This window comes from Diaphorobacter nitroreducens, from assembly GCF_002214645.1.
Classification (GTDB): Bacteria; Pseudomonadota; Gammaproteobacteria; order Burkholderiales; family Burkholderiaceae_C; genus Diaphorobacter; species Diaphorobacter nitroreducens.
This window is the reverse complement of record NZ_CP016278.1, coordinates 3,116,716-3,134,626: the sequence shown is the minus strand read 5'-3', so window position 1 is coordinate 3,134,626 and position 17,911 is coordinate 3,116,716. Positions and strand designations below refer to the sequence as shown.

The 17,911-nt window shown below is 69.4% G+C and carries 11 protein-coding genes and 1 pseudogene; 8 read left to right on the top strand and 4 right to left on the bottom strand.

Features of this window, described 5'->3' with window-relative positions:
• Positions 1-124: 124 nt before the first annotated feature.
• From BA022_RS14730 to BA022_RS14720, 3 genes and pseudogenes are all read right to left on the bottom strand, one after another.
• Positions 125-3,279, bottom strand: a pseudogene (locus BA022_RS14730) (bifunctional diguanylate cyclase/phosphodiesterase).
• Positions 3,280-3,727: 448 nt separating this feature from the next.
• Complete coding sequence (locus BA022_RS14725; protein WP_047350136.1) at positions 3,728-4,153, bottom strand: hemerythrin domain-containing protein; 426 nt, start codon at positions 4,151-4,153, stop codon at positions 3,728-3,730.
• Between the two features lie 74 nt (positions 4,154-4,227).
• Complete coding sequence (locus BA022_RS14720; protein WP_012655215.1) at positions 4,228-6,534, bottom strand: nitric-oxide reductase large subunit; 2,307 nt, start codon at positions 6,532-6,534, stop codon at positions 4,228-4,230.
• Between the two features lie 273 nt (positions 6,535-6,807).
• Here BA022_RS14720 and norR point away from each other — a divergent pair, with 273 nt between their 5' ends.
• The 8 genes from norR (at position 6,808) to BA022_RS14680 (ending at position 16,751) form a co-directional block, all read left to right on the top strand.
• Positions 6,808-8,418 (top strand): nitric oxide reductase transcriptional regulator NorR, encoded by a 1,611-nt coding sequence (gene norR / locus BA022_RS14715; RefSeq protein ID WP_012655216.1) that lies wholly within the window; start codon positions 6,808-6,810, stop codon positions 8,416-8,418.
• 144 nt (positions 8,419-8,562) lie between these two features.
• Entirely contained in the window at positions 8,563-9,612 is a 1,050-nt protein-coding gene (locus BA022_RS14710) for a hypothetical protein (protein WP_088887954.1), read from the top strand.
• Positions 9,613-9,694: 82 nt separating this feature from the next.
• Positions 9,695-11,083 (top strand): L-serine ammonia-lyase, encoded by a 1,389-nt coding sequence (locus BA022_RS14705; RefSeq protein ID WP_088887953.1) that lies wholly within the window; start codon positions 9,695-9,697, stop codon positions 11,081-11,083.
• A gap of 60 nt (positions 11,084-11,143) precedes the next feature.
• Positions 11,144-12,352, top strand: coding sequence for a pyridoxal phosphate-dependent aminotransferase (locus tag BA022_RS14700; protein WP_088887952.1), 1,209 nt, complete (start codon positions 11,144-11,146; stop codon positions 12,350-12,352).
• 179 nt (positions 12,353-12,531) lie between these two features.
• A complete protein-coding gene (locus BA022_RS14695; RefSeq protein WP_088887951.1) occupies positions 12,532-13,482 on the top strand; it encodes a Bug family tripartite tricarboxylate transporter substrate binding protein in 951 nt (316 codons plus the stop codon).
• Positions 13,483-13,528: 46 nt separating this feature from the next.
• Positions 13,529-15,097, top strand: coding sequence for a class I adenylate-forming enzyme family protein (locus tag BA022_RS14690; RefSeq protein WP_088887950.1), 1,569 nt, complete (start codon positions 13,529-13,531; stop codon positions 15,095-15,097).
• Between the two features lie 27 nt (positions 15,098-15,124).
• The gene (locus BA022_RS14685; RefSeq protein WP_088887949.1) at positions 15,125-16,120 is read left to right on the top strand and encodes a Bug family tripartite tricarboxylate transporter substrate binding protein; all 996 of its coding nucleotides are present in this window, start codon (positions 15,125-15,127) and stop codon (positions 16,118-16,120) included.
• Positions 16,121-16,283: 163 nt separating this feature from the next.
• Positions 16,284-16,751, top strand: a complete 468-nt coding sequence (locus tag BA022_RS14680; protein ID WP_088887948.1) for a PaaI family thioesterase — start codon at positions 16,284-16,286, stop codon at positions 16,749-16,751.
• A gap of 27 nt (positions 16,752-16,778) precedes the next feature.
• Here the strand turns inward: BA022_RS14680 and BA022_RS14675 are convergent, their stop codons facing one another.
• Positions 16,779-17,798: a Bug family tripartite tricarboxylate transporter substrate binding protein gene (locus BA022_RS14675; RefSeq protein ID WP_088887947.1), complete on the bottom strand. Its 1,020-nt coding sequence runs from the start codon at positions 17,796-17,798 to the stop codon at positions 16,779-16,781.
• Between the last annotated feature and the right edge of the window lie 113 nt (positions 17,799-17,911).

The window sequence follows — 17,911 nt, the reverse complement described above, 5'->3', positions numbered from 1 at the left end:
AGGCTGGGCGGGGGATCGGGGCGCCGTGGAGGGTTTGACGCCGTTTGGCCTTCTGGCGCTTGAAGGGTAAGCGCTGGAAGCTATTAAAACAGTAGCAACCGGGTTGCGTGCGGCGCGACGCGTGTCAGGTCAACTCGACGCCAGCCTGCGCATTGCGCACAAAGGCCTCGAACGCGGCGGGCTCCAGCGGCCGGCTGTACCAGTAGCCTTGCATTTCGTCGCACCCGCAGGCCTGCAGCAACGCGGCCTGCTCGGCCGTCTCCACGCCTTCGGCAATGGTGGCCATGCGCAGGCTGTGGGCCATCTTGATGATGGCCGTCACGATGGCCTGGTCGCTGGCCTGGTGGGCGAGTTCGCGCACGAAGGACTGGTCGATCTTGAGTTTGTCGATGGCGTAGCGCTTGAGGTAGCTCATGGAGGAATAGCCTGTGCCGAAGTCGTCCAGCGCCACGCGAAAGCCCACCTCATGCAGGCGGCGGATGGTGGTCTCGGCCTGTTCCGGGTTTTCAGCGCGACGGCCTCGGTCAGCTCCACCTCGATGCGCTGGGGTGAAACGTCCATGCGCTGCAGGATGCGCACCAGCTCCTCGACGAAGTGCGGCCGCGCGAACTGCGCAGCCGATACGTTCACCGCCACCACCAGCGGCGGCAGGCCCGCGGCATCCCAGGCGCGCAACTGCTGCGCCACCTGCTCCACCACCCAGAAATCGATGGCCACGATGGAGCCGCTTTGCTCGGCGATCGGGATGAACTCGGCCGGAGACACCAGCCCCCAGCGCGGATGCCGCCAGCGCAGCAGCGCCTCGGCGCCCGCCAGCGCGCCGCTGCCCAGCGTGCGCTGGGGTTGGAACACCAGGAACAGCTCGCCGCGGTGCGCCGCGTCCTTGAGGCCGGCGGCCAGCTCCAGCGAACGCTGCGTGTGCGCCTGCATCTCGGGTGCGAAGAAGCGCAGCCCGTTGCGCCCGTCCTGCTTGACGCGGTACATCGCCACTTCCGCGGCGGACGCCAAGGTGCTGGCGGTGCGCGCGTCGTCGGGGTAGACGGCGATGCCGGCCGACGCGCTGACCGACACGGCATGGCCGTGGATCTGCAGTGTGGTCTGCAGCTGCGCCAGCGCATCCTGCGCCAGCAGCGCCACAGCCGCCTGGTCCGCCAGGGGCACGATGGCCGTGAACGCGTCGCCCGAATAGCGCGCCACGGGAATGTGCGGCGCGAGGCAGGCGCGCAGCCGGTTGCCCATCTCCAACAGCAGTTCGTCACCGGCCGCGTGGCCCAGGGTTTCGTTCACCAGCTTGAAGTTGTCCAGGTCGAACCACAGCACCGACACCCGTTCGTGGCTTGCGTCGGCGCGGTCGATGGCTTGCGTCAACTGTTCGTCGAAGGCTTTCTTGTTGAGCAGGCCGGTCAGCGTGTCGTAGTTGGAGAGGGCGCGGATGCGCTCCTCCGCCTCGCGCCGCTGCGTGATGTCCTCCATGTGCGCGACGTAATGCGTCACGTCGCCGAACACGTCGCGAACGGGGTAAAGCGAAGCGTTTTCCGTATAGACCTGTCCGTTCTTGCGGCGGTTGATGAGTTCGCCCTGCCAGGGCAGGCCGCGCGGCAGCTTGGTCCACATATCGGCATAGGTGGTCCGCGGCGTCAGTCCCGACTGCAGCACGCGCGGGTTGCGGCCCAGCACCTCTTGTGCGCCGTAGCCGCTGACTTCGCTGAAGGCCTTGTTGACGTAGACGATGCTGGCGTCGATGTCGGTGATGACCACCGGACTGGGGCTCTGGTCCAGCGCCTCCGACAGGCGGTGGATGACGGCCTCCTGGCGGCGCTGGGCCACGTGCTTCCAGAGGGCGTCGGCCACGGTCTGCAGCGCCTGTGCGTCGCGTGGGTGATAGTCCCGCGCCTTGCCGGCCACGCCCAGCAGCAGGCGCGGCCTGCCGCCTTCCACCACGGGCACGCAAGCCCAGCGGGCCGTCGCGCCGCCCGGTGCGCGCCCAGCCGCCGCATCGTGCGGCGCGTTCGTCACCACGGCGCGGCGTTCGCGCAGGGCGGTTTCCCACGGCGGCATGTCGGGCGGGGCGTTCTCGTGTGAGCAGGCGGCCAGCGAGGTGCCGCGTGCGTCGTCGTGCACGAAGTACAGCACTGCCAGCGCGCTGCCGGTCAGGGTCTGGGCATGCGCCAGGCCGCGGCGCAGCAGGTCTGCCTCGGGCTGGTGGATGTCGTGCTGCTGCAGGTCCAGCAGGGCGGCGTTCAGGCCGGCCTCGGAGCGAATGCGCTCCTCGTTCTCCACGGTGGGCGTGATGTCGCGCGACAGCATCAGGAAGGTGTCGGGCTGGCCCGCGACCGCGGATTTGCGGGAGACGGACAGCTCGAAATGCCGCTCGCCCAGGGGCAGCGGCAACGTGATGCGCTGGCCGCGGCTCATGCCCGTGCGTTCAGCCTCCGCCAGTGCCTCGAAACACTGCGCGGCCGCCGCCGGTGGCAGCGCCTCGTCCAGCGTTTTTCCCAGCAACTGGGGCAGCGGGGTCAGGAGCTTGCTGGTCTCGTTGGCGTGCACCGCGAGGTACGCCCCCTTGCGGTCCACCTCGAACAGCAGGTCGGGCAGCGTGTTCAGCGTGGCCCGCTGCCGGGCCTCGGCGGCGCGCAGGTCCAGGTACGGGATCTGCACCGTTTCCACGAACAGGCCGCGGTAAAGGAAGCCATAGGCCAGGATTTTGTAGAAGTGGCCGGCGACGTTGTACACATCGGTCACGTTGGCGTAGAGCGTGAAGAAGATCTCGCTCATGGCCATGGTGAACGATGCCAGCGCCAGGTGCGACAGGCCGAACTCGCGCGCATGGCGCAGTTGCGTGAGAAAGCCCACGCCCGCCAGCACGTACGCGGTTGCCAGCGCGTATTCGAAATGGACCTTGAAGGGCGTGAGCCCTGCCTCGGGCGTGAAGGTGCGGGGCAGCCACTGCGGATGCCCCAGCAGCACGTAGTGCACCGCGCCCACCAGCAGCGCCACCCACAACAGCCCCGCGTAGCGCGAGCGGCGGCCCAGCCATTCATTCCAGCGGTGGGGCCATAACGCGGCCCACAGCAGGGCCAGCGCCGCCAGCGCGCGCGCGGCCAGCCAGAAGTTGATGGCCTTTTCCGGGTCGCTGGGGGTCACGAAGTCCGGCATGCCGGCGTAGGACAGGCTGTGGGTCAGGTCCAGCACCGCCACGCCCAGCAGCCCCAGGCCGAGGACCAGCACCCGCCCATTGGGCCGGTACTTTTGCGTGGCCCAACTGATGCTGAACACCATTGCCGCCACGCCGATGGACACGACCTCCATCGCGGTGTGCAGCGGCAGGTAGCCCGCCATGCCGCGCGCGGCGTCTGGCGCGGGCAAGGTCTCCAACAGCCACAGGCTGACCAGCAGCACGGCGAACCAGATGAGGGACTGGCGGAACTCCTGGCGGTGGGCGGGGTGCATCATGTGCGGCGTGGTGGTGGGTCGATGCCAGGGGCGCGTGGACGCGGACCCCTGCAAATGTAGGCAGACGTTACATCACGGCAGTGATTGTGCGGGCGATCGCCTCACAAAAACGACAAGCCCGCCGGCAGCCGCGGAGGGGCCCGCGCGGCGAAAAAAAAGCCGGCACAAGGCCGGCTGAAAAGCAAGGTGCCCCTAAGGCCTTGCCGATGGAAACGTTTTCGAGCTGCAGCGCTCTGCAGGTAAGCGCTTACAGCTATGAAAAATAGAGCGAACCTTAATGCGCCAGGGCCTCCTCGGCCTCGATGCGCGGGTAGAAGTCGCGGTTTTCGCGCTGCATGCGTTCGTACACATGGCGCAGCACGGTGTTGGCATCTGCACGGAAACCCTCGGCGTCGGTGCGCACGCGCTCCGGCGTGTTCCAGCGCCGTGCGAAGTCCATGTACGCCGCGGCAATCGCCCCCATCTCGCGCTGGAACTGTTCGCCCAGGCGTGCCAGTTCCGCGTCGGCGCCTTGGCGCAGCGCGGGGTACAGCAGGCGGTCCTCGACGGCCAGGTGCAGCTTGATGGTGGAACTCATGGCCACGATGCCCTGTGCAATCGCCGTCGCGTTGTGCTCCACGCCGCTGTGTGCCAGCTGGCGCAGGGTGGCGATCTGGCCCAGGATGTCCCGGTGCTCGTGCTTGAAGCGGTCGATGTTCATGGCGGTTCTTCAAAAGGTCCGAGGGCGGGACCGGGCGCGCCGCGCGGGGCGGCGCACCCGGTATCCGCGGTGCGTCAGCGGTTGGCGCCTGCCAGGGCTCCGGTGCTCGGGGCGGCCGGGGCGCGGGGGGCGAACAGCACGCCGCTCACCACCTGCCAGGTCACGCACAGGGCGCCGGTGATGAACACCAGGTCACCGAAGGTACGCACCCAGCGCAGGGTCTCCAGGAACGGCTGCTGCAGGAACTCCTCGCTGCGGGCGTACCACGTACCGTGGGCCACGCTGGCGTGGAACTGGAACAGGCCGATCGGCAGCAGGCTGGTCGCGATCATCAGCACCAGGCCGGCGTTGAGCCACCAGAAGCCGGTCTTCATCAGGCGCTCGTTGAACACCATCTGGGGACGCACGTAGCGCAGCACCAGCAGCGTGAAGCCCAGGGCCAGGAAGCCATACACCCCGAACAGTGCGGCGTGGGCGTGCACCGGCGTGGTGTTCAGACCCTGGATGTAGTACAGCGAGATCGGCGGGTTGATCATGAAGCCGAACACACCGGCGCCCAGCATGTTCCAGAAGGCCACGGCGACGAAGCACATCAGCGGCCACTTCAGGTTCTTCATCCAGGTGGCCTTGTGCTGCAGGCTCCAGTGCTCCCAGGCTTCATGGCCCAGCACCACCAGCGGCACCACTTCCAGCGCGCTGAAGGAGGCACCCACGGCCATCACCGGAGTGGTGGTGCCCGAGAAGTACAGGTGGTGGAAGGTACCGGGCACGCCGCCCAGCATGAACAGCGAGGCAGATGCCAGGCTGGCAGCCGTGGCCATGCGGTAGGACACCAGGCCCAGGGTCGAGAAGATGAAGGCCAGTGCCGTGGTGGCGAACACTTCAAAGAAGCCTTCCACCCACAGGTGCACCACCCACCAGCGCCAGTACTCCATCACCGAGATGTGGGTGCGCTCGCCGTAGAACAGGCCGGTACCGTAGAACAGGCCGATACACACCACCGAGGAGGTCAGCAGTGCCAGCAGGTTCTTGTCCTGGCCGTTGGGAGCCAGCAGGGCGGGGAAGATGGCGCGGGCCATCAGCACCAGCCAGAAGGCGATGCCGGCGAACTTGCCGATCTGCCAGAGGCGGCCCAGGTCCACGTACTCATAGCCCTGGTGGCCCAGCCAGAAGTTCCACTCGGCCGGCATGATCTGCGCGATGGCGAAGTAGTTGCCGATGAACGAGCCCACGCAGACCACGACCAGTGCCCAGAACAGTACGTCCACGCCGAGCTTCTGGTACTTGGGATCCTTGCCGCCGTTGATCACGGGCGCAAGGAACAGGCCTGCGGCGAGGAAGCCGGTGGCGATCCAGAACAGTGCGGCCTGCAAGTGCCACGTACGCACCAGCGAGTAGGGCAGGTACTGGGAGATTTCCACGCCGTAGAACGTCTGGCCTTCCACCGTGTAGTGCGCGGTGAAGCCACCCAGCAGCACCTGTGCGGTGAACAGCGCCACCACCAGGAACAGGTACTTGCCCAGGGCGCGCTGCGAAGGCGTCAGGGCCACGCGGGACAGCGGGTCGTGCTGGGGAGGGGTGGGGTCCTGCTCGTCGTGCTTGCGCAGGAAGGCCCAGCCCCACACGAGGAAGCCCACGCCGGCCATCATGACCACCACGCTCATCACCGACCAGACCAGGTTCTCACCGGTGGGCTGGTTGCCGACCAGGGGCTCATGGGGCCAGTTGTTGGTGTAGGTGGCGCCGGTGCCGCCGTTGTCGGCGGGACGCTCGGTGGAGGCGGCCCAGGAGGTCCAGAAGAAGAAGCCGGCCATCTGCGCGCGGCGCTCGGCGCTGGGCAGGGTGTTCTCCTTCATGGCGTAGCTCTCGCGCGTCTTCTGCAACGAGGGGTCGTTGCTGAACAGCTTGTCGTAGTACTGGGCGGTCATGGCGATGGCCTCGGCGCGCAGCGGCGAGATCACCATCGTGTCCTTGGCCTTGTCGTAGGTGTTGGTGCGGTACTCGGTCTTGAGCCGGTCACGCAGCACTGCCTGCTGGCCCACGTCCAGATCGGCAAACGCCTTGCCATGGTCCTTCTGCGCGGCCAGTTCGAGCCAGGCTGTCAGCTCGCGGTGCAGCCAGTCGGCCGTCCAGTCGGGCGCCTGGTAGGCACCGTGGCCCAGGATCGAGCCGAGCTGCATGCCGCCCACCGACTGCCAAGCGGTCTGGCCGTCGAGGATGCCGTCCTTGGTGTAGAGCGGCTTGTCGCTGCCCTGCACCAGCACCTGCCCCGGGATCGGCGGCGCGGTGCGGTAGACCTCTGCGCCGTAGAAGCCCAGCAGGCTGAAGGTGACAATCAACACGCCTATCAGCGTGTACCAATACTTGGCGTACTTACCCATGTTGGGCCTCCGTCATTGTGTTTATCAAGCGGTGCAGCGGGGCGAAGGGTGGGGGGACTTTCCTTGCGCCCTCGCAAGGGTGCGCGGGCCGGGCCCGGCACACCGTGGGGGAGGGGGAGTAACGATGCATGGTCGAACAGTCGCGGTAAGAGATGCCTCCCCTCTCGCAATCCCTGGGCCAGCGGCTCTGCCATGAAAAATCAAGGGTTTACACCATCGTGGGTAAAATAGACCCATGTCAATTTGGGTAAAAAACACCTTTAAAGGGTTTTTATGACCATTGTTGAGGCATCGCCTGCGGCCGCCACCTCCGCCCTGCTGCTGTGCGCCGACCTGGGCGCCGAACTGCCCCAGGCCGTGCGCCTGCAGCGCCTGGTGGACCTGCTGCGCACGCAGTTCGGCTGCGGGGCCGTGGCCCTGCTGCGGCTGGAGGAGGAGCGCCTGCGCCCCGTGGCCGTCACCGGGCTGGTGAGCGACGCCCTGGGCCGGCGTTTTGCCGTAGGCCAGCACCCACGGCTGGCGGCCATCCTCACGCGGCGCGAGGTGACCTGCTTCGAGCACGACAGCCAGTTGCCCGACCCCTACGACGGCCTGCTCGACACCCTGGTGGGCGAGCCGCTGCCCGTGCACGACTGCATGGGCGTGGCCCTGCACGTGGAGGGGCGGCCCTGGGGCGTGCTCACGCTGGATGCCCTGGCCACCGGCACTTTCGGACCCGCCGCGCGCCAGCGGCTGGGCCAGTGGGTGCCGCTGGTGGAGGCCGTGGTGCGCGTGGCGCGGTTGGAGCAGGAACTGCGCACCCTGCGCATGGCCGCGACCGGCCCGGCCGAAGGCGACCTGGCGCTGGCGACGCCCGAGCGCGGCGGCGCCGGCGAGCTGGAGATCGTGGGCGAGAGCCCGGCCCTCAAGCGGCTGCTGCATGAGCTGAGCGTGGTGGCCGCGTCTGAGCTGCCCGTGCTGCTGCTGGGCGAGACCGGCGTGGGCAAGGAGCTGTTCGCGCGGCTGCTGCACCACCAGTCGCCGCGGCGCGCCCGCCCGCTGGTGCATGTGAACTGCGCGGCGCTGCCCGAGTCGCTGGCCGAGAGCGAGCTGTTCGGCCACGTGCGCGGCGCGTTCTCGGGTGCGGTGAGTGACCGCGCGGGCCGCTTCGAGGCCGCCGAGGGCGGCACGCTGTTCCTGGACGAGGTGGGGGAGCTGCCCCTGTCCGTGCAGGCCAAGCTGTTGCGCACGCTGCAAAACGGCGAGATCCAGCGCCTGGGCGCCGACCGCCCGCGCAGCGTGCACGTGCGCGTGATTGCGGCGACCAACCGCAACCTGCGCGAGCAGGTGGCCAGCGGGGCCTTCCGCGCCGACCTGTACCACCGCCTCTCGGTCTACCCCGTGCCCATTCCCCCGCTGCGCGAGCGGGGCAACGACGTGCTGGTGCTGGCCGGGCGCTTTTTGGAGCTCAACCGCGCCCGCCTGGGGCTGCGCAGCCTGCGCCTGTCGCCTGACGCGCAGGCCGCGCTGCGCCGCTACCGCTGGCCGGGCAACGTGCGCGAGTTGGAACACGTGATCAGCCGCGCCGCGCTCAAGGCCTTGAGCCGCGGCGTGGACCGCAACGAGATCGTCACCCTGGAGGCCGGCCTGCTGGACCTGGACGCGCTGGACGAACCCGTGGCCACGCCCCGCAGCGATGCCCCCATGGCACCCGCGGCAGGCGGCGCATTGTCGTTGGCCGCGCCCACGGGCACGCTGCGCGACGCGGTGGATGCCTGCCAGCGCCAGGTCCTGAATGCCGCTCTGGTGGCGCACGGCGGCAACTGGGCGCAGGCCGCGCGCACGCTGGACGTGGACCCCAGCAACCTGCACAAGCTCGCGCGGCGGCTGGGCCTCAAGGGATGAGGCTCCGCGCAGGGTTTTGAAACAAAATTGCCACTAGCGCTTATCCAGTAAGCGGTAGAAGCTATTAATTGAGTAGCAAAAAGCCTCCCCTCGGGAGGCCGCCACCGTTGGCGCGGGGCTGGCGCTCTGCGACACTGGGGCGCCATGGCCTCCTCCATCGACCCGCCCCGTCCGCCGCTGGCACCCGCCGTGCGCGTGCTGGCCGAGGCTGCGCTGCAGCGGCAGAACTGGCTGCTGGCCGCGCCGGCAGCGCCCACCCCGGCGGGGGCCGCGCCAGCAGGCTCCGCGCCGACCGACGCTCCCCCTGTGCCGTTCTCGCCAAACCTGCTGCCGACGGCGCTGCCCCCCATGCCTGCCGTGCCGGCAGGCCGTGAGCGGGTAAGCCTTTCCGATCAGGCACGCCAGGGCCTGCAGGCGATGGCTGGCGGCGCGGTTGCACCGTCCAGGGCAGCGGCCGCATCCCACGGGCCGGCGGCTCTTTCCGCCGATGCCGTGGCGGACGAGGGCGCTTCTGCGCGCGCCGCGGCCATCCCTGCGCCGTGGCCTGCCCAGGGTGTGGGGGCGCCGCTGCTGCGGCTGTTGAATACGCTGGTGCAGCAAATCGGCCCGGCAGGCGGCGCGGCGCCGCGTGTGCTGGCGGCCCAGCCGTGGCCCGCCGGCACCGACCCGGCGGCCGGCGGCACCGGACTGCCGGCTTTGCAGATTGCGCGCGTGGCGCAAGGCATGGTGTACACGCCCGACGGTGCGCGCGGCTTCACGCTCACGCTGCGCCTGCCTGCTGCCGCAATGCCTGCGCTGCCGTCTGCGCCCACCGCGCCAGCGGCCCTGTCGGTGGGCTTTGCCGGACCGCCACAGGCGCTGGCGCCCGGACTGTTCGCGCTGGTGCTGCAAGGCCCGGGCGCCGCGGGCCAGCGCACCAGCGGGTGGCTGTCGCTGGACCTGGCGCCGGCACCCGGTGCGGCCGCCGTGGTGTACGGGCGCGACCCGCTGCAGGCGCGCACCGACCCCTGGCTGGCCCTGGCCGCGCTGCAGGCCAGCGGCCAGTCGCGTGTGCAAGAACACGACCGTGCGGCCGAGCCCCCCTGCAGCGCGCCCGGCTGCCCCTACGAAGGCCGCGCACCCTGCGTGCAGCCCTTCTGCCTGGCGCTGCGCGTGCAGCCGGCGCCGCTTGCGGCACCGACGGGGCCTGGCTAGGGCGAAACACCCGATTCCCTTGCCATCGCGACCGCGCCAGCATGGCGCACGACCGTAACCCTTGCCCTCTGGAGTCTTGCCCATGGCCGTCAGCGTTTTCGACTTGTTCAAGATCGGCATCGGGCCGTCCAGTTCGCACACCGTGGGGCCCATGCGCGCTGCGCGGCTGTTCGCGCAGCGGCTGGCGCGCGAGGGGGTGCTGGCGCAGGTGGCGCGCGTGCGCAGCACGCTCTACGGCTCGCTGGGCGCCACGGGGCGCGGGCACGCGAGCGACCGCGCCGTGCTGCTGGGCCTGGCCGGCCATGCGCCGGACACCGTGGAGGTGGACGCCATCGAGCCGCTCATCGCCCGCATCCGCAGCCGGCGCCGCCTGCCGCTGGCCGACGGCCCCGAAGTGGCATTCGATGAGGCGGCGGACCTGCTGCTGGTGCCCGACGTCACGCTGCCACTGCACGCCAACGGCATGCGTTTCGAGGCTTTCGATGCGGCGGGCGGCACGCTGGCCGCACAGGTGTACTACTCGGTGGGCGGCGGCTTCATCGTGAGCGAGGAGGCGGCCGCCGACGCACAGCGCCAGGCCGCTATCGCGCCCGACACCGAGGTGCTGCCGCTGCCCTTTCACAGTGGCGAACAGCTGCTGGCGCAGGCCGCGGCGCAGGGCGGCTCGATCGCGCAGGTGATGCGCCTGAACGAACGCCACTGGCGCACCGACGCCGAGATCGACGCCGGCCTGCTCGCCATCTGGCGCGCCATGCAGGACTGCGTGGCGCGCGGCTGCAGCGTGGGAGGGGTGCTGCCCGGCGGCTTCCAGGTGCGCCGGCGTGCGCCCGCGCTGCACCAGGCGCTGCAGAACGCGCCCGACACCCAGCAGGACCCGCTGCAGGTGATCGACTGGGTCAACCTGTTCGCCCTGGCCGTGAACGAGGAGAACGCCGCCGGCGGGCGCGTGGTCACGGCCCCCACCAATGGCGCGGCGGGCATCGTGCCGGCGGTGCTGCATTACTACTGGCGCTTCATTCCCGGCGCTACCGAGGCTGGCGTGGTCGACTTCCTGCTCACGGCTGGCGCCATCGGCATCCTGTACAAGGAGAACGCCTCCATCTCGGGCGCCGAGGTGGGCTGCCAGGGCGAGGTGGGCGTGGCCTGCTCCATGGCCGCGGCGGGCCTGTGCGCCGTGCTGGGCGGCACGCCCGCGCAGGTGGAGAACGCCGCCGAAATCGGCATGGAGCACCACCTGGGCCTGACCTGCGACCCGGTGGGCGGGCTGGTGCAGATCCCGTGCATCGAGCGCAACGCCCTGGCTTCGGTGAAGGCCATCAACGCCGCGCGCATGGCGCTGCATGGCGACGGAACGCACCATGTGAGCCTGGACCAGGTCATCAAGACCATGCGCGAGACCGGCGCGGACATGATGACCAAGTACAAGGAGACTTCGCGCGGCGGCCTCGCGGTGAACATCGTGGAGTGCTGACGCGCTACGACCCGTAGCGCCCTGTTTCCCACACCTTTTCGCTTTCCATCCCTGGCCCGCATGCACAACCCCGCTTCGCCCACCGATACCCTCCTGCCCGCCCTGGCGCGGCCCGCCATCCAGAGCCTGGGCGGATCGCTGATCCGCGAAGTCGCCAACACCGGCATGGGCCGCGCGGACGTGCTGCCCTTCTGGTTTGGCGAGTCCGATCGGCCCACGCCGCAGTTCATCCGGGATGCGGCGGCGCAGTCGCTCGGTTCGGGCGAGACCTTCTATTCGCAGAATCTGGGCCGGCCCTACCTGCGCGAGGCCATCGCGCAATATCTCTCGGGCCTGCACGGACGCGAGGTGTCCGCCCAGCGCATCGGCGCTGTGGCCTCGGGCGATGCCGGGCTGATGCTTACCTGCCAGATGCTGCTGTCGCCGGGCGACCGCGTGGTGGCCGTCACGCCGCTGTGGCCCAACCTGCTGGAGATGCCGCGCATCCTGGGCGCGCAGGTTGAACGCGTGCCGCTGGCGGTGCGAGGCGGGCGCTGGACGCTTGCGCTGGATCGGCTGCTGGATGCGCTCACGCCGGGCACGCGCATGCTCATCCTCAATTCACCCAACAACCCCACAGGCTGGACCATCGATGAGGAAAGCCTGGTGGCGATCCTCGCGCACTGCCGCCGCCATGGCATTTGGATTCTGAGCGACGACGTGTACGAGCGTCTGGTATACGACCCGCAACTGGCCAGCGCACCTTCTTTCCTGCGCCACTACGCACCGGGCGACCGCATCATCTCGGTCAACAGTTGTTCCAAGGCGTGGTGCATGACGGGTTGGCGCGCGGGTTGGATGGTGGTGCCCGAGGCGCTGGAGGCCGACCTGGGCAAGGTCATTGAATACAACTTCTCCTGCATCTTCGAGCCCGTGCAGCGCGCCGCAACGGTGGCTTTGCAGCAGGGCGAGGCGCATGTGGCGCAGCTGCGCGCGGGCCTCGTGGAAAGCCGCCGGCTGCTGGTGCAAGCGCTGCGTGCCGTGCCGGGTGTGGAAGTGCCCGATGCCGGCGGGGCGATGTACGTGTTCTTCCGCCTGGCGGGCTTTGACGACTCCCTGGCGCTTGCCAAACATCTGGTGAGCGAGGTCGGCTTGGGCCTGGCGCCGGGCGCGGCCTTCGGCCCCGAGGGTGAAGGCTGGCTGCGCTGGTGCCACGCGGTGTCCGACGGGGCCAGACTGCGTGAGGGCGTGGAGCGTCTTGCGCGATTCGTGCAGCGTGCCACGGCTTGACAGGCGTGTGCGGCCGGCGGCCGCAGTCACCATGTGTACACGCGTCCCCGCCGTCCTTTCAACCTGCCTAAGCATGGGTTGCTGAATCACGAAGCGTGTCTCCCATGAAACCCTGAGCCGTCGCCGTCAGCCTGCCCTTATCGTGTGGTGAACCCCATCGCACACGACAAGGACACGACATGCCCCTGCGCCGCCATCTGCTTGCCCTCTGCCTGACCGCCCTTCCGCTGGCCACCTGGGCTGCCTGGCCCGAGCGTCCCATCACCATCGTCGTGCCAGCCGCTGCGGGCGGCACCACCGACATCGCGGCGCGCGTGCTGGCCGAGAAGATGGCCAAGGACCTGGGCACTTCCATCGTCGTGGAGAACAAGGGTGGCGGCGGCGGCAGCATCGGCACCGCGCAGGTGGCGCGCGCCAAGCCCGACGGCTACACGCTGCTCATGGGCAACATCGGCCCGGTGGCGATCAACTTCAGCCTCTACAAGCAGCTCAGCTACAAGGAAAGCGACCTGCGCGGCATCACCAACGTGATCTCCGTACCCAACATCCTCGTGGTCCATACCGACTCCCCCGTGCGCAGTGCGCAGGAATTGGTCAGCCTGGCGAAGACGCGCCGCCTCAATGTGTCCACATCGGGCGTGGGGCAGTCGCCCCATATGTCCTCGGAGATGTTCCGCCAGAAGTCAGGCATCGAAGTGACCCTGGTGCCTTATCCCGGCGCGGCGCCTGCCGTCACGGCGCTGCTGGGGCAGCAGGTGGATTTCATGATCGACAACCTGCCCAGCTCCATGCCGCACATCAAGGCCGGCAAGTTCCGCGCGCTGGCCATCACCAGCGCCGAGCGCTCGGCGCAACTGCCTGATGTGCCGACCATGGCCGAGGCCGGCGTGCCCATGCAGGTCACTGCCTGGTTCGGCCTGCTGGCGCCGACCGGCACGCCCGATGCGGTGGTCGAGCGCCTGCAGCAATCGGCGCGCAAGGCCATGCAAACGCCCGAGGTGCGCCAGCGCTTTGCCGAACTGGGCGGCGTGCCCGGTGGCGAGACGCCGGCCGAGTACGACGCCTTCATCGCCCAGGAACGCAAGAGCTGGGCACAGATCGTCAAGGCGGCGGGCCTGTCCCTCGAATAACCTGGGCGGGGCGCGCGCCCCCTCTTTTCACTGCTCTCCCGATTCCATGCATCCAGACATCGAACACCTGCTGGCCCAGCCCTTCGGCTCGCTGCCCGAACTGATTGAACGCCAGGCCGCGCACCGCCCTGGCCACACCGCCCTGGTCCTGGAGGGCCAGCGGCTGGACTACGCCGCGCTGCACGCCGGCATGGACCGCGTGGCGCGCAGCCTGCAGCGTGACGGCATGCAACCCGGCGATGTGGTGGCCATCTGCGCAGGCACCTCGGTCGAATATGTGCTGGCCTACCTGGGCGCTCTGCGCGCCGGCGTGGCCGTGGCGCCGCTGGCGCCCTCGGCCACGGCCGAGCACCTGAGCGCCATGCTGGACAACTGCGGCGCGCGCCTGGTGCTGCGCGACCGCGAGGTGGCCGCGCAATGGCCGCTGCATGCGGGCGCTGCGCTGCGTTGCGTGGCCCTGGACGATGCGCCCGAAGCGGGCGAGCCCTGGTCGCAATGGCTGGTCCAGGGCGACGGCGCACCGGCACCGATCACGCCCGCGCCCGACTGGCCGTTCAACGTGATCTATTCCTCGGGCACCACGGGCGTGCCCAAGGGCATCGTGCAGTCCTGGGCCATGCGTTGGGCGCATGTGCGGCGCGCAGTCACCAACGGCTACGGGCCCGATGCCGTCTCGCTGTGCGCCACGCCGCTGTATTCCAACACCACGCTGGTGGCGGCGCTGCCCACGCTGGCGCTGGGCGGCACGCTGGTGCTGATGCGCAAGTTCGATGCCACGCGCTATCTGGCGCTGGCCCAGCAGCACGGCGCCACCCACACCATGCTGGTGCCCGTGCAGTACCAGCGACTGATGGCCTGCCCGGATTTCGACCGCACGGACTTGAGCCGGCTGCAACACAAGTTCTGTACCAGCGCGCCCTTCAGTGCCGCGCTCAAGGCCGAGGTGCTGCGGCGCTGGCCGGGCCGGCTCATCGAGTACTACGGCATGACCGAAGGCGGCGTGCGCTGCGAACTGCACTGCCATGACTTTCCGCACAAGCTGCACACCGTGGGCCGCCCGGGTGAGGGCGCCGACATCCGGTTCATCGACGAGCAGGGGCGCGAACTGCCTGCGGGCGAACAGGGCGAGATCGTCGGCCGCTCGGCCGGGATGATGAGCGGCTACTACCGCCTGCCGGACAAGACGCGCGAGGCCGAGTGGTTCGATGCGGAAGGCCGGCGCTACATCCGCAGCGGCGACGTGGGCCGGCTGGACGCGGACGGCTTCATCGTGCTGGGCGACCGCAAGAAGGACATGATCATCACGGGCGGCTTCAACGTCTACCCGAGCGACATCGAGGCTGTGCTGTGCCAGCACCCGCAGGTGGCCGAGTGCGCCGTGGTCGGCGTGCCCTCCGAGCAGTGGGGCGAGACACCCGTGGCCTATGTGGTGGGGCGCTCGGGTTCACAGCCCACCGCAGAAGAATTGCGCGAATGGCTCAACACCCGCGTGGGCAAGACACAGCGCGTGGCCGACCTGCGGCTGGTCGAGCGCCTGCCGCGCAGCGAGATCGGCAAGGTGCTCAAGCGCACGCTGCGCGAGCAGTACCTGCAAGCGGCGCCCATCGCCGGCTGACTTTCCTCTCACCACCCGGAGACTGCCATGTCACTGCCTCGTCCCTCGCGGCTGCGCCGCGCCTTGCTCGCCAGCATGGCCCTGACCGCCAGCGCCCTGCTGGCGCCCGTTGCCTACGCCGCGGACGCCTGGCCCGCCAAGCCGATCCAGCTCGTGATTCCCTACCCGCCTGGTGGCAGCGCCGACCTGCTGGGGCGCCCCTTGGCGATGCAGTTGCAGCAGCAGTTGGGCCAGCCCGTGGTGCTGGAGTACAAACCCGGGGCGGGCGGCACACTGGCCTCGCAGTATGTGGCGCGGGCCAATCCCGATGGCTACACCGTGTTCATGGTGCTGGCAGCGCATGCCATCAACGCCAGCCTTTATCCCAAGCTGCCCTACGACACGCGCAAGGACTTCGCCCCCGTGTCGCTGGTGGCCAACCTGCCCATGGTGGTGGCGGCCAGCGGCAAGCTGCCTGCAAAAAACATCCATGAGCTGATCCAGGCCGCCAAGGCGGCGCCGGGCAAGCTCACCTTTGGCTCGGCCGGCAACGGCAACACCGGGCACCTCGCGGCGGAATACTTCAGCAGTATCGCCGGGGTCAAGATGACGCACGTGCCCTACAAAGGCAGCGCCGGTGTGGTCAACGCCATGCTGGCGGGTGACATCGACCTCACGTTCGACAGCATCTCCACCTCCATGCCGCACATCCGCGGCGGGCGCATGCATGCGTTGGCCGTCACCAGCCCGCAGCGCTCGGCCCTGGCGCCCGAGGTGCCGACGGTGCAGGAGCAGGGCATTGCCGGCTTTGACGTGACCGGGTGGTATGCGCTGATCGCGCCAGCCGGCACGCCACCCGAGATCACCCAGCGCCTGAGCCGCGAGATCGCCGCCGCGCTGCGCCAGCCCCAGCTGCAATCCCAACTGGCCGCCGGCGGCTACGAGCCCGTGGGCTCCACCCCCGAGGCGCTGCAGGCGCACATCGAGCGCGAGATCACGCGCTGGGCCGCCGTGGTCAAGTCCACGGGGGCAAGAGTGGATTGACACCCCCTGAGCCGCTGCGCCGCTTCCCCCCTCGCGGCTGCGCCGGGCAGGACGCAGCCAGCGCGGCGGCGCGGCCGGCATAGGCCGGCATAGGCCCTTGCGCGGCCGCCCGTGCCTGGGCCCTGCCGTGCGGGTGCACCATGAACCACTGACAATCCCCTTCATGCAACAACCGTCTTCCATCACCGCCGACATTCCCCTGAGCCCCTTCGCCGGCGAAGCCCCCGACATGTTCTTTGGCCTGCCCATGGCCATGGCCCGCGCCATGGCGCTGCGCGGTGAGCGCATCGGCCACGACATGGCCCAGGTGCGCATGGGCTTCCAGGCGGACCAGGCCAACAGCCGTGGCGAGGTCCACGGCGGATCGATCGCTACGCTGCTGGACTGCACGCTGGCTGCGGCGGCGCGCGCGCACGACCCGGCTGCCTATGGCGTGGCCACCATCGACCTGACGCTGCATTACGTCGCCGCGGGCACGGGCGATCTGATTGCCACCGCGCGCTGCGAGCGGCGCGGCCGCTCCATCAGCTTCGTGCGCGGCGAAGTGCGCGCCGAGGACGGCACGCTGGTGGCCATGGCGACGGGCAGCTTCAAGCTGATCGCCCGCTCCACTGCATCCGCCAGCGCCTAGGCGCCAGCGGGGGGCCAGCGGGGCTGCTCAGCTGGGTTGGACGCCTGCAGCTTGCAGCAGACGGCCCCAGACGGGGGCTTCCTGGGCCCACAGGCGGGCGAACTTCTCGGGCGTGTCGTCGTCCACCGGTACGAAGCCGGCGGCGATGATGCGCGCCAGGCCCTCGCGGCTGGCCACGGCGTGGTTGGCGGCCTGGGCCCATTGCCGCGCCACGTCGGCCGGCATGGCTTTGGGGCCGGCAATCGCCAACCAACCCACAATCGACAGCGCATCCTGTGGGTAGCCGGCCTCGGTGAAGGTGGGCACCTCGGGCAGCAGCGGCACGCGACGCGGGCCGGTCACGGCCAGCGCGCGCAGCTTGCCCGCGTCGACGTGCGCCTTGAGCGACAGCAGGCTGCCCATGCCGATCTTGATCTGTCCGCCCAGCAGGTCCTGCACCATCGGCGCCTCACCTTTGTAGGCCACATGCGTCATGTCGGCGCCGGCCACCTCGCTGAGCGTGGTGCAGGCCAGTTGGCCGTGCGATCCGATGCCGTAGGAGCCATAGGTCAGCTTGCCCTTCTGGGAGCGGATCCAGGCCATGAAGTCCTGCAGGTTCTGCGCCGGCGTGTCGGCGGTGACCACCAGGGCGATCGGCGCCAGGCACACGCGCACCAGCGGGGTCAGCTCGGTCAGCGGGTCGTAGGGCGTTTTCTTGTACAGGTACTTGTTGGTCAGCATCGACGAGGTGGTGCCCAGCAGCGCCGTCATGCCGTCGGGCGGCGCCTTGGCGACCATCTCTCCGGCGATCAGGCCGGCCGCGCCGGGCTTGTTGTCCACCACCACCGACTGGCCAAAGCGCTGCGCCATGCGCTCGCCCAGTATGCGGGCGATCACGTCGGTGGCGCCGCCAGCGGCAAAGGGCACCACCACCCGCACGGGACGGGTGGCGAAGCCGGTGGGCGCGGTCTGCGCCCGTGCGCCCAGCGGGCCTGCCGCCGCGGTTGCGGCGGCCAGGGCCAGCAGGTGGCGCCGGTTCCATCCAAGGGGGTGGGCTTCGTGATTCATCGCGCGTCTCCTTTGCCTGTATGGCCTCTCAGTTATCCATAGCGCTACGCACCGGCCGCAGCCCATGCAACCGGCGCACCCCAAGCCAGGCCACCACCAAGCAAGGGCCTATG